Source organism: Aequorivita aurantiaca, assembly GCF_030410135.1.
GTDB lineage: Bacteria > Bacteroidota > Bacteroidia > Flavobacteriales > Flavobacteriaceae > Aequorivita > Aequorivita aurantiaca.
The window spans coordinates 285,220-298,668 of sequence record NZ_JAUGQQ010000002.1; the positions used below are offsets into that span (position 1 = coordinate 285,220).

Sequence of the window (13,449 nt, forward strand, 5' to 3'; positions counted from 1 at the left end):
AACAACGTCAAAAATCGGAAATGGAAAAAGCATTTAAAGTTTCGAGAAAATTCTCGTGCATAATATCCGTATAATCCAAATGCGTTACAATTCGCATTTTGCCTTGACCCATGGTGCTAATTTTAATATTTTTCTGAGATAAGGCATTCACAAATTTTTCCTCTGAAATATCGTCGGATAAATAGAAAATAACAATGTTGGTTTCTGTGGGCTCGACGCTTTTTATGTATTCGAGTTTTTGTAGGTCTGCCGCAATCTCCAATGCCTTTTTATGGTCTACGGCCAAGCGGTCCAAATGATTTTCCAAAGCGTAAATTCCCGCAGCAGCCATAAAACCAATCTGTCGCATACCGCCCCCCAACACTTTACGAACGCGCATGGCTTTTTTCATTATTTGCGCTTTTCCTATCAACACACTGCCCAAAGGAGTTCCCAAACCCTTGCTTAGACAAACGGAAATAGTATCAAAAACTTCTCCGTATTGCTTTGGATCCTGATTTTTTGCCACAAGTGCATTCCAAATTCTTGCTCCATCCAGATGTAATCCGAGCGCATGTTTATTACACACAGCACGGATTTTTTCAATTTCAGAAAAATCATAACAGGCGCCACCTCCTTTATTGGTAGTGTTCTCCAAGCATACCAGACTGGTTAGTGGACTGTGGTAAAAATCCGGCGGGTTGATATGCTCTTCAACTTGGGTAGCGGTTATCATACCTCGATGCCCGTTAACCAATTTGCAGGAAACCCCACTATTAAAGGAAACGCCACCACCTTCGTAATTAAACACGTGGGCCCATTTGTCCGCAATCAACTGCTCGCCGGGTTGGGTATGCATTTTTATGGCTGCCTGATTTGCCATACTTCCGGTTGGGAAGAAAAGTGCCTCTTCCATTCCGAACATTTGCGCCAATTTATGTTCAAGTTCGTTGGCAGTTGGGTCTTCTTTGTAAACATCATCGCCAACCTTTGCCTGCATTATTGCCTCCATCATTCCCGGAGTTGGACGGGTTACGGTATCACTTCTTAAATCTATAATCATATACTTAATTTTGGCGCACAAAGGTGCCGGTTTCTTCAAAATGCTTTATCATTTCGGAAAGATCTTTGTCAAGTTTTATTATCAACAAGGATTTGTTGTGGTCCGCATTTACGTTTTTGTTTTTAGAGCTGTTGGTGAGGTCAAATTCCGAAAACCACTTTTCGATCACCTCCTGCGCCAAGACAAATTTATACGCTGTATGGCAAGAAGTAACGGACATATTATCAAAGGCATTTTCATCAACTTTTTCACTTTTGAATGGCTTTACTTCTTCTGTTTTTAAGGTTTCCTTATCCTTTAGAATTTTTTTTATGTTCTTGCCCATCGCAATTGGAATTGGAGCGAATTTTCCACAATTGTCAAATTTCTGTACTTTCATAACATCTTCCCCTTCCTTCCAAAAAACAAATACCGAATAATAGGTGCCTTTTGAAGCACAGTGTTTTCCGTTAGGCATTACAAACATTTGAACGTTTCCTTCGCAATAATTTTTTCTTAGAAAATATTCTGGATGTTGCTGCATTTCTAGTTCCGCCAATTTTTGGTTCACCAGTGCATCAACAAAAGTTTCATCATTTTGGGCGAATCCCATGAAGGAAATAAAAATGAAGGATACAAGGATATATTTTTTCATATAAAGGTTTTGCGGCCAATTCTTTTTATGGACCAATTCTTAAAAAAGCATAAAATTAGCCGAAAATTTATTCCGTCTCACGAAGTTAATAGTATTTTTGCGCAAATTCTTACCCAGTTATGACCACAACAGACCAAATCAAAGACCTTAAGGTGCGGCTAGATGCCTTGAGGCGCTATCTTTGACATTGCCGGCAAAAATATAGAAATCACAAACGACGAAGAAAAAACATTCGATCCCAATTTTTGGAACAATCCGCGTGAGGCAGAAGCTTTTATGAAGGAACTTCGAACCAAAAAGAAATGGGTATCAGATTTTGAAACTGCTAAAAATCTTACGGAGGAAGTTGAAATCCTACTTGAATTTTATAAAGAAGGCGAAGGCACAGCAGAAAATGTAGACGCCGAATTTAAGAAAGCAACAAACGCTATTGAAGCTCTTGAATTCCGAAATATGTTGGGCGAAGAAGGCGATGATATGAGTGCCGTACTGCAAATAACAGCTGGCGCCGGAGGCACTGAAAGCTGTGATTGGGCGCAAATGTTGATGCGGATGTATTTAATGTGGGCACAAAAAAATGATTATAAAGTAAAGGAACTAAACTTTCAAGCCGGCGATGTGGCTGGCGTGAAAACGGTAACCCTTGAAATTGAAGGTGAATTTGCCTTTGGATGGCTAAAAAGTGAAAATGGCGTGCACCGATTGGTACGTATTTCTCCATTTGATAGCAACGCAAAACGCCACACCAGCTTTGCCAGTGTGTATGTTTATCCGTTAGTGGATGATACCATTGAAATTGAAATAAACCCTGCTGATATTTCCTGGGATTTCGCAAGAAGTAGCGGTGCTGGCGGCCAAAACGTAAACAAAGTTGAAACCAAGGCCATCCTTACCCACCACCCTACCGGTATCGTGATACACAACAGTGAAACACGAAGCCAACTGGACAACCGTGAGAAGGCGATGCAGATGTTGAAATCACAGCTTTATGAAATTGAATTGCGAAAGCAATTGGCACAACGGGCAGAAATTGAGGATAGTAAACTTGCCATTGAATGGGGTTCGCAAATTCGCAACTATGTTCTGCACCCGTATAAATTGGTTAAAGACGTACGCACCGGTCACGAAACAGGAAACACTGATGCTATGCTGGACGGTGAAATTGATGGCTTCTTAAAAGCTTATTTGATGATGACTGGGCAGAAAGAAAAAAAGAACGAGCTGTAAAGCGGTAATATGAATAAAAAAACAAAGGGAACAAGATTTGAAAAAATCTTAGTTCCCTTTGCAAATCATATTCCTTCTGCTGGCATTATCCGTTTCGAAGTTTTGCGGGTATATTCTCAGCTGTTTAAACTTAAGCACCCCGATATGATAGTGATATAAAGATAAAAAAAACTCAATAAAGAGAAGTGCTACTTAAACAACTTTAACAAAAATTTTCAGCTTCGTTTTTTTCTTCCCAAAAAATCAGTGGCCCAAAATATCAGTAACAACAAGATAAAAATGCCACATATATATTTAGCTGGTTCCAATTCCCCATCGCCTATGCCAATAAAACCAACAACTCCGAAAACAATGGCCAAAATAATATAGGTGGCTTTCCAGTGAAGCATAGGGAGGAGTTTGGTTTTAGTTGTTTTAATTCGGAATAAAATTAAAGCATTTTTTTACATTACTTTAACATAACCGGAAAATACTTTAACCCAAAACATTAATTTGTTTGCACTGTGAAATACGCTGTGGAACTTATATATAAACCTTCATTGTTATATCCCTCTAGCGCAATTTGATATGTTCCTGCAACGTCTGATGTATAAAATCCTATGCTCTGCGAATTCTTTAAAAAAAGTTTTGGTTGCCAAAGCAATTGAACTCTATAATCGGGAATTCGGGCCAATGAAGCGTTATTACCATAATCTGTAAAATATAGTTTTTTAATTCTTTCAGTAGCAGATAAATTTATTTCCGTACTGTAGTTCGGCTGAGCGGTAAAAAATGTTCCACTTTTGGTTAACACTGAAATTATACCACTATATATCTTCGGGCCATAACGGTAAGGCTGGTTAATAACTCTTATGCTCTTAATTTCACGCGGATTGTAGTCTATCAATTCTTCATTATTTTGAATCTGAAGACCATCCATAAGTACCAAAGGCGGAATATCGTTGAATTTTGCAATACCATTTGGATTGTACGTATTGTTCACCGAAAACCTAGCGTTTTCACCGCTTCCGCGAATGGCGGCTAAGGTAATGACTTCCACAAATGTTTCCCTTACGGAGGGGAAACGGGTATAATCATCTAATATATAAACAGTTCCCAGATTATCAAAAAAGTCGGGGTTCGGGTCGTGGCTTAAAATACTATCTTTTTTTATATTGAAATATGCATTCTCTACCTGAACTTGCACGCTTCGCTCTTGGAGCCAATTTTTCAATTCGGTATCCAGTTTTAAATATTTGGATTCGGAAGAATCCAGACGGAAATCTTTCTCATCCATAACTATAATGTAATTAGCCGTTTTTAAATCTTCATCAATTAGTTGAACCATGCTTTTTTCAGCCTCATACGCTTCAGCTATTGAAAAGAAAAACCTACCATTTTGATTGCTTCTGGCCAATTTAAAAATAAAATCCTTTCCGGGAATTGTGAGGGAAACCTGTTTATTGGCCACAGGTTTTCCATCATTTTTTGAAATTACTACACCTGAAATAATTTCCCCGCGAATCTCGGGAATGTAAAAAATTTCCAAGGGTTGTGGGGCAATTTCTTTTATGCCATTTTCTGGAATTTTTATAGGATTTACTTTTCTCACAGAAAGAACAAAATCATCCACAGTGTTTCCTGAAAGGTTTTCCAACCTAAGTTTCACCTTCTCGCGGAGGTTATAGTAATTTTTATCGGTTGTAATTTTGATGAAGCCAGATTCTGCATTTTTTTCAATAGGTTTTTCGAGTTCATTTGGCGCAAAATTCAACCTTACCGTATCTGCGGATTTCGCCGCGGGGGCTTGTTTAATAAAACTATTTAAAATGAATATTCGCTCGTGGGTATAAGAATCTTTAGTATTATTTCGTGAAAAATTAGTGTAGCCAATCAAGCGATAATCACCCGTCTTCAATGTGGATGGAATAAAGAAGTCGCCATTTGCGGATCCGTTTTCGACCTTTAATTTATGGCTGAATACTACGGAATCCATCTTGTTACGCAAAGAAACATACACTATTTTGCTGAGTTTGCTTTTTTGGGCAGCGCCGTCAAGTATGAATGCCTTATATTGAAGTGCCTCTCCTGCCAACAATATATTTGAATTAATAGTAAGACTCACTTTCTCTTCAGGAAACACCGTAACGTCTTCACTTAAATTATTCTTTGGAATTTGGCCCATTGCTGCCAAACCAAAAAAAATAAACACGATAAAAATTATTTTATTTGCCATAATCAATCTTCCCAAAAATCGGGTTGTACATTTGATGAAAACGAGGTGCACAAGCTGCATTCTGGTTGTACCACTGTATAGAGTGTGCCTTGTGCCAACCGAATAACTTGGTAGTTTTTAGAAGTAACCAAATAATAGAATGTTTCCCGTTCATTGGGATCATCATCCAAGGTTGTGTTGTCTAGATAATCTAAAATCATTACTTCACAATCCACAAAATATGGAGGTTTCCTAAACCCAAAATCTTCATAGTTGAAGTAAAGCCGTTCCGAAGTTGTTGAAGAAGCCTCAAAAAAACCGAGCACCTTTTCATCCGGATTGGCGTGGGCAACCATATTTCCAGCTACATAGCCAGGTTGGCCCTGCGAAAGTAGGCTGCCAATGCTTCCCAGTTCTTTTACTATTTTATAAAATGTATAAGCTTCCACACTTTGCGCATATTGCTTTACCAAAATACTATAACGGGTCTGGATTTTTGGGTCAAATCGAGAAAGGTAGCGAACCGGAAACCTGAAAACTTTATTTTCATTGAGCTCCGTTGTGGAGGTTTGGGTTATTCCTGTGGAAGTTTCTGTTGAAAAACAAATTTCTTCCGGTTCCCGTGGGGTAAGTATCACGTCATAGGTGCCAGTGCTTAGGTTATAATTAATAATTTCCGTGCTAAAAGATGATGGGTTGGGAGCCGTAATTTTATAAGTTTCTTCATACTCATATCTAAAATATTTTGCATTGCCCGTTGGATCTTCGGTATTGACCAAAACTTGAACGCCATCTTTATTTTCAGTGGCATCAATAATGGGTTCGGTGTAAACCTGATCCATTTCAACAACAGGCGGTAAAACAACGGTTGAGGAAGAATAGCGTTTTCCATCGCTGGTAACAATTTGTAGCGTGTAGGCCACATTTGGTTGCGCACGGAATTCTTGGTTCGAAACATAATATCCGGAAATGTTATTCTGGGAAAATGAAAAATTTTCGCCGTTATTTCCTTCAATTGTGACGGTGGCACCATTTTCCACTAAAATATCTGTATTTTCAAGAGGTGATGTTCTACTTAATTTTACAATCTGAGGTTTTAATTCGTCAGTAATTGTGCTTTCCACCACCAAAACATTTTCATAGTCCACTGCTTCTATTTCATAGGGTTCGGTGCAACTGCTTGAAATAAATATTCCAAGTAAAACGGTAATTAAAATTTTAGTCCTCATCATCCTTAAAACTTAAAGTTATACGTTATGGTTGGCACTGGAACAGAAAATATTGAAGTTTGATAGGCCTTTATCTGCCCTTGTTCATTCACAAAAAATACCGAATATGGATTGTTTCTTCCCAAAACATTATAAACGGAAATATTGATAAAGCTGTGCGCGAGTTTATTCAACTTGTGGTTGCCTTCAATATTAACTCCTAAATCCAATCGGAAATAATCGGGGATTCGGTATTGGTTACGGTCACTGTACAGTACCTGCTCCTCTCCCGCAAAAACATATCTGCCAATTGGATAGGTTATCGGGCGCCCGGTTTGATAAGTAAAATTCCCCGAAAAACTAAAACGCTTTGTCAATTTGTAATTTGCAACCATGGAGAAATCGTGTGGCTTATCATAGTTTGCGGAAAAAAATTCACCGTTGTTCACACGTTCCTGCATTAGTTGGCTGTCCAGCTTCACTAACGAGCGTGAAAAGCTGTAGCCCAAGTATCCGTTGAATCGCCCAGAGTTCTTTTTAACCAAAAACTCCACTCCGTAAGCTTTTCCTTCCCCTTGCAGTAGCTCGGTTTCCAGATCTTCATTCATTACTAACTGTGCGCCAATTTTATAGTCCAACAAATCGTCCATAGTTTTGTAATAGCCTTCAATACTGAATTCCAAATCCTTTCCGGAAAGATTTTTGAAAAACCCCAAACTATATTGATTGGCGCGCTGTGGGGCAATGTTTAAATCTGAAAGTTTCCAAATGTCCGTGGGAGACTGCGTTGTGTTGGTTGAAAGCAAATGCAAATATTGAATAGTCCTGTTGAAACCAGCCTTTACCGAAAATTCATTCCCCAACAAATAGCGTCCGGAAAATCTATATTCGGGGCCGTTATAGGTTTTGATAGTTTGGTTGTTGTCGAATTCCTTTACCTCAATAATGGAGCTTTCACTCTTTGGCACTCCCTCCGCATAAACATTTTGCGTTGCCGGTCCAAGGGCCGAATAAAAGGAATAGCGAAGGCCAAGATCCAAAAGTAATTTGTCCGTCACCTCAAATAAATCGGCTAAATAAATTGCAGATTCCAAACCTTTTTCACGGTCAAGTGTCTTTGCTTCAACATCGGAATTGGTACCTATCGGCTCAATGTCCCCGGGATCTATGGAATACAATTTGCTGCTTAGGCCGTAACTTAGTTTGTGCTTCGGACTAATATTATAATTGAAATTCAATTTTGCCTGGTACTCATTAAGTTCGTATCCAAAATTAAAATCCTCATTGGCATCCGCTTCATAATTGATTCCATATTTATATTGGCTATTCACCAAAATCAGCTCTGCCCTACTTTTTTCACTAAAATTATGGCCATATTTTAAGGATATTAGTCTATTGTTATAATTAAAAATAGAATCAGAAGTTATGCTGAAACGGTCCTTGCTATAATAAAAAGTTCCTTGAATAAAATTGTTGCTGTTAATATTGTGCTTGTATTTAACAATACCGTCGTAAAAGGAAGCTTCACTATTTTTCAATTCCTCTTCATCCAGACTTCTTAAGATCCAATCGGAGTAGGTTGCTCTAAATCCAGCAATAACGGAGGCTTTTTCTTTTATTAGCGGCACTTCCACTGCAAGATTCGCGGTTATTGGCCCTACGGATCCTTCGCCTTTGAACTTTTCCATGTCGCCTGTTTTGGTCTCAATATCAAATACGGAAGAAAGCCTACCCCCATATTCTGCGGGAATACTGGCCTTGTAAATTTCCAGACTGCCAGTGGTAAATGGATTTACTGCGGAAAAAAAACCAAGAAAATGTGAAGGGTTGTAAAGCACGGCGTCATCCAACAAAATAAGGTTTTGATCTGCCCTTCCCCCACGCACATTGAAGCCGCTGGAGCCCTCGCCGGTGGTTTTTATTCCGGGCATTGTGGTGGCAACTTTAAGAATATCGCGTTCGCCCAAAACCAACGGAATTGTTTTTATGGCTTCAATATTTATATTTGTAACGCCCACAACGGCGTCACGCACATTTGCATCCTTTTTGGATTTTACAACTACTTCTTCCAAAGATTCGGTGTTTTCACGCAAACTGAGGTTCAACGAGCCATCGCCATACATAATCACGTCTTGTCGGATTCTTTCAAATCCCAAAAGATTTGTTTCCAATTCATTCAAGCCATACGGCAATTGAATGCTAAAACGGCCATTGGCATCGGTTACAGCATATCTTTTTCTATCAACTGTGGAGATGGAAAGATTTTGGAGAGGCTCCCCGGTTTTGTCATTTTTTATTATTCCCGTTAGCACATAGGTTTTATTAGCCGAATTGGGCCTTTGTTTGCCAATGGTTACTAAATTTCTTTTTTGTACGTTTTGTTGAGCGGAATATTCTTCCTCGAAAATGGGCGCATTATTATTTTCTTGGATTATATTTTTGTCCGGGTCTTCTTCATTGAAATAGTCCGCGGGCAGTTCAGTATATACATAAGTATTGTTCAAAAGAATTACGCGCCCGTCCACAAATACAAAGTTGATGTTTGTATTGCTGAAAATTTCCTCTAATACGTTTCGAAGTGGTTGGCTCTCGAATTCTTTAGTAACAAAATATCCATTTAACCAAGCTTCGTCAAAATAGAATTTTTTGTTTGAAAGGGTTTCAACTTGTAAAACCGCCTCCTTCAATGGGGTATTGTTGAAGGAAATTGAAATGTTCTGTTCAGTTTGCCCGATAATTCCCGAAGTGAAAAATAAAAATAGAACAAAGGCAAATAATTTATGCTGCATAAAAATTAAATACTTCAAATTATTGTTGGTGTTTTTCGGTTTCGAGCCCATCTAAAAATTTCACAAGTTTTATCATAAACGCGTCGGGATCAGATTTATAAAGCACTTTGTATGTTTTATAAAAGCTGTTGATTTCATCTTCGTTTTCGGGCAACAATTTCCGAAGATCCCTTTCCGACTTTATCACGGAATGACTACCATCTTTGTTTAAGATATAAGAATCATTCGGCGAAAAACTATACTGTACGCCACTTTTTAAGGCATTGTCTTTTATCTTTTTTGTACGTTTTATATATAATTTATAGGTATTTCCCAAATAGGCGATTTCATAAAATCCATTGCCCGAAAACCCAAGATTTATAGTTGAAAGTCGAACGAAATTATGGTTGTGGACTGAAAAAGATTCTACGAATTCCGGAATCAATTTTACATTGAAAATACTCAGATTATCATCGGACACAGTCAACAAATTGTCTTCCAAAAGGTCATATTTCAATAACACGTCCACATAATATTGGCCTTGGTAGGTAACCGAACCCATTACATAATCAAAGCCGTTAAAATATCTGTAACTGCCGTCAGTGTTTAAAAACAGGTCCGTAAATTCGGTGCCGTTAAACAAACCTGTGTTTTCCAAACCCACAATTTTGTCATACGTTTTGTAAATCTTGTCATGTGATTTGTTTTGGGAGAATGTTGCCGTGCCAAAGAAAAACAGAGGTATTAGCGGGAGGACCGTTCGTATAAATAACATTTTATATTTTTTCGATTCTAAAAATACAATAAAAATTATTTACGTCTTATTCATAGGGCAATATTAAATATCAATGGTATTTTTACATCCAATCCAAATTATGAAAGCTGCTTCCCTAAAAGAAATTAAAACCGAACTTAACCATCGTTCCTCCAATGACTTGCTGGAACTATGCCTCCGCCTCTCAAAATTTAAAAAGGAAAATAAGGAATTGCTTACCTATTTATTGTTTGAATCTGATAATGAGGAAGCGTTTGTCCAAGGTATAAAAAGGCAGATGGATGTAGATTTTGAGGCAGTCAATTCAAAAACCTTTTTCTACATTAAAAAGAGTGTAAGAAAGATTTTGCGAGAGGTAAAGAAATTCATCCGCTATTCCCAAAATAAGGAAACCGAAGTAACGCTTTTGATTTATTTTTGCCTAAAATTGAAGGATTTCAGACCATCCATAAAACGCAATACAACACTTACAAATCTGTATAACCGGCAAATCGAATTCATTTCAAAAAAAATTGAATCATTGCACGAAGATTTACAATATGATTTGAAATTGGAACTCGAAGAATTAAAATCCTAAACGGCAAATCTTAAAAAATGACAACACTTTACCATAACCCTCGGTGCAGTAAATCCCGCCAAACCCTTCATTTATTAGAGGAAAAAGGGGAAACTATTGAAGTTATAAAATATCTTGAAAATCCACCTTCTACACAAGAATTAAAACAAGTTATATCATTACTGGGAATTACGCCCAAAGAACTGGTCCGAACCCAAGAAGCTGTTTGGAAAGAAACCTATAAAGACAAAGTATTAACAGACCAAGAAATAATTGCCGCAATGATAAAGCATCCAATTTTAATTGAGCGGCCAATCGCTATAAACGGAACCCGCGCAGCAATTGGAAGACCCCCTGAAAAAGTACTCGATATTTTATAATGCAAAGGTTTTTATTTAACAGAAATTTCACAGTTTTCAATTAAACCACGGCTATTTTCGCTGGTCAAATTGATTAAAAATTTTAATGAAATTATCACTCTCTCTTCTGTTTTTATTTGCCTCAACAATTCTGTTAGCTCAAAATCCTGAAAAAAAACAAGTTACCATAAAAGGTACTATTCTTGAAGAAGGCACCAATTATCCTTTGGAATACTCAACTGTTTCTTTTATTGACAGGCAAGGTAAAATTGTTACCGGAGGAATTACGGATACGCAGGGCAACTTCAGCATTGAAGTGCCGGCGGGAATCTATACCGTTAAATATGAATTCATTTCCTATAAAACCAAGGAAATTCCAAATCAAAATCTAAATAAAAACACTACGCTGCCCACGGTAAAGCTAGCGCTTGATGCCGCAAGTTTGGACGAGGTAGTGGTCCGAGCCGAAACAACGGAAGTTCAAATCCGTCTCGATAAGAAAATATATAATATCGGAAAAGATCTAACAGCGGGTGGCGCCACCGTTAGTGATGCATTAAACAATGTTCCATCCGTTACGGTGGATGTGGACGGTGCAATAGCGCTACGCGGAAATGAAAATGTGCGCATTCTCATAAACGGCAAACCATCGGCAATTGCAGGTTTCGGTTCAACCGATGCCTTGCGCCAACTTCCTGCCGAAGCTATAGAGCGCGTTGAAGTGATCACTTCGCCTTCAGCACGATATGATGCCGAAGGAACCGCCGGAATTTTGAATATTATTCTTAAAAAGGAAAAAACACTAGGACTGAATGGCTCACTTAGCACCAGTGTGGGCGTTCCACTAAACAGCAGCGCCTCCGGAAACATAAACTTGCGCACGGATAAGTTCAACATTTTTAATACCACCGGAGTTTATTATAGAAATGGCCCCGGAAATGCCTTTTTCAACAATAATTATTTTCCTCGTCCGCTTTTGGATGAAAACGGAAATCCGGTTTTGGACAATAATGGAAATCCTATAAGTGTTGATCCGCAATTTGACCAGGTAATTGAAAACAGACAATATGACCGGATGGGGAAAGGATTCAATACCAATTTGGGAATTGAATATTTTATATCAAATTCATCCTCAATTACCGCCAGTGGTTTTTACCGAAAGGGAGATGGAAATGACGAAACCATCAATGAAACCTCAAACCTCAACAATTCCAATGTGGAAGAACGCACTTTACGGATCGAAAACGAAAGTGAGGATGACTACAACTATCAATTCTCATTGAATTATGATAATAATTTTAATGATAAAGGACATAAACTAACTGCCGACCTTCAATATGATCGGGGTGAGGAAACGGAACGTTCATTTATAACCGACCAAAGAACATTTCCGAACAACACGGAACTTCCTTCCGAGGATATAATCCAAATTGAAAACGAAAAGGAATATTTAGCGCAATTGGATTATGTGCTTCCCATTGGTGAAAACGCCCAATTTGAGGCAGGTTATAGAGGCAGTTTCGAAGAGACTACAACCGATTATACCCTGTTTCAGGAAATTGGCACTACGGGCAATTACGTTCGGAACGACAGTCTGTCCAATATATTTATTTACGATGAGAATGTTCATGCGCTATATTCACAATACGGCAATAAATTCGGAAAATTCTCTTTTCTCTTAGGGCTTCGGGTAGAGAATACTCAAATGAAAGGAAAAGTGGATGCCGAAAATGTTACGCAAGACGTACCTTTCGATCTAAACTTTGATAAAAATTATACAAATTTCTTTCCAACCGTGAACCTTACTTATGAATTGGCGGAAAATGAAAATATTACCCTCGGTTACAACAAAAGAATCAATAGACCCAGAAGTTGGTTTATCAACCCCTTTCCTTCTCGCTCCAGCGAAGCAAACGTTTTTCAAGGTAATCCAGATTTGGATCCTGCTTATGCCAGTGCCTTTGATTTGGGGTATTTAAAACGTTGGAAAAAATTAACCTTAACCACCTCCCTTTACTATCAATATGAAACGGATGCATTTGAAAGAGTACAAGAGGAAACCGGAGAAGTTACCAGTAACGGTGTGCCCGTTATCCGTACCTTCCCTATCAACCTATCGACCAACCAACGTTACGGATTTGAGTTGGGCTTGCTGTATAACCCCACGAAATGGCTAAACCTGAATGGAAGTTTCAATTATTACCAGTTTAAAACGGAAGGCTTCTACAACAATGTGGATTACGGCGCCGAAAACACAAGTTATTTTGGACGCTTCAGCAGCAAAGTGAAACTTCCCGCCAAAATTGAATGGCAAACCAATGCCTTTTATAGAGGCCCATCAAACAATTCACAAACGGAATATGAAGGCATACTTTCCGTCGATATGGCTTTGAGTAAGGACATCATCAATGACAATGCTACTTTGGCTTTGAATGTGAGCGATTTATTCAACACAAGAAAAAGGAACAGCTTTACGTTGACCGATACTTTTGCCAGTGAAAGTGAATTCCAGTGGCGACAACGTCAAGTGACTATGACGTTTACCTATAGATTCAATCAAAAGAAACAGCGTCAGCGACCCGAAAGAAGCAATGATGATGAGGGCGGATTTGAAGGTTAAACCGTGATTAATTGCCAATAAAAAAGGGAACCAATATGGTTCCCTTTTTCTATAACTTAAAATTGA

At 38.3% G+C, this 13,449-nt stretch carries 11 protein-coding genes; 4 read left to right on the forward strand and 7 right to left on the reverse strand.

Annotated elements, in window-relative coordinates; all coding sequences use genetic code 11:
• Positions 1–7: 7 nt before the first annotated feature.
• Together QRD02_RS04655 and QRD02_RS04660 are read right to left on the reverse strand one after the other, a co-directional pair.
• A complete protein-coding gene (locus QRD02_RS04655) occupies positions 8–1,042 on the reverse strand; it encodes a threonine aldolase family protein (protein WP_290253749.1) in 1,035 nt (344 codons plus the stop codon).
• Between the two features lie 4 nt (positions 1,043–1,046).
• The gene (locus QRD02_RS04660) at positions 1,047–1,676 is read right to left on the reverse strand and encodes a hypothetical protein (protein ID WP_290253750.1); all 630 of its coding nucleotides are present in this window, start codon (positions 1,674–1,676) and stop codon (positions 1,047–1,049) included.
• 119 nt (positions 1,677–1,795) lie between these two features.
• On the opposite strand from QRD02_RS04660, the gene prfB reads away from it, so the two are divergent.
• A protein-coding gene (gene prfB / locus QRD02_RS04665) for a peptide chain release factor 2 (protein WP_290253751.1) occupies positions 1,796–2,903 on the forward strand; the annotation gives its coding sequence in 2 pieces (ribosomal slippage) (positions 1,796–1,858 and positions 1,860–2,903; 1,107 coding nt in all).
• Positions 2,904–3,118: 215 nt separating this feature from the next.
• Here the strand turns inward: prfB and QRD02_RS04670 are convergent.
• The 5 genes from QRD02_RS04670 to QRD02_RS04690 all read right to left on the reverse strand — a co-directional run bounded on the left by QRD02_RS04670 (position 3,119) and on the right by QRD02_RS04690 (position 9,848).
• Positions 3,119–3,292, reverse strand: coding sequence for a DUF1328 family protein (locus tag QRD02_RS04670; protein ID WP_290253752.1), 174 nt, complete (start codon positions 3,290–3,292; stop codon positions 3,119–3,121).
• A 98-nt stretch (positions 3,293–3,390) separates the two neighbouring features.
• Positions 3,391–5,118, reverse strand: coding sequence for a hypothetical protein (locus tag QRD02_RS04675; protein WP_290253753.1), 1,728 nt, complete (start codon positions 5,116–5,118; stop codon positions 3,391–3,393).
• A 2-nt stretch (positions 5,119–5,120) separates the two neighbouring features.
• Positions 5,121–6,329, reverse strand: coding sequence for a DUF4249 domain-containing protein (locus QRD02_RS04680; RefSeq protein WP_290253754.1), 1,209 nt, complete (start codon positions 6,327–6,329; stop codon positions 5,121–5,123).
• 2 nt (positions 6,330–6,331) lie between these two features.
• Positions 6,332–9,094, reverse strand: coding sequence for a carboxypeptidase-like regulatory domain-containing protein (locus tag QRD02_RS04685; protein ID WP_290253755.1), 2,763 nt, complete (start codon positions 9,092–9,094; stop codon positions 6,332–6,334).
• A 19-nt stretch (positions 9,095–9,113) separates the two neighbouring features.
• On the reverse strand, positions 9,114–9,848 hold the full coding sequence (locus QRD02_RS04690; RefSeq protein WP_290253756.1) for a hypothetical protein: 735 nt from the start codon (positions 9,846–9,848) through the stop codon (positions 9,114–9,116).
• A 100-nt stretch (positions 9,849–9,948) separates the two neighbouring features.
• Between QRD02_RS04690 and QRD02_RS04695 the strand changes: the two genes are divergently transcribed.
• From QRD02_RS04695 to QRD02_RS04705, 3 genes are all read left to right on the forward strand, one after another.
• Entirely contained in the window at positions 9,949–10,425 is a 477-nt protein-coding gene (locus QRD02_RS04695; RefSeq protein WP_290253757.1) for a hypothetical protein, read from the forward strand.
• A gap of 17 nt (positions 10,426–10,442) precedes the next feature.
• Positions 10,443–10,784, forward strand: coding sequence for an arsenate reductase (glutaredoxin) (arsC, locus tag QRD02_RS04700; RefSeq protein ID WP_290253758.1), 342 nt, complete (start codon positions 10,443–10,445; stop codon positions 10,782–10,784).
• 85 nt (positions 10,785–10,869) lie between these two features.
• Positions 10,870–13,383: a TonB-dependent receptor gene (locus QRD02_RS04705; protein WP_290253759.1), complete on the forward strand. Its 2,514-nt coding sequence runs from the start codon at positions 10,870–10,872 to the stop codon at positions 13,381–13,383.
• Positions 13,384–13,449: the final 66 nt, after the last annotated feature.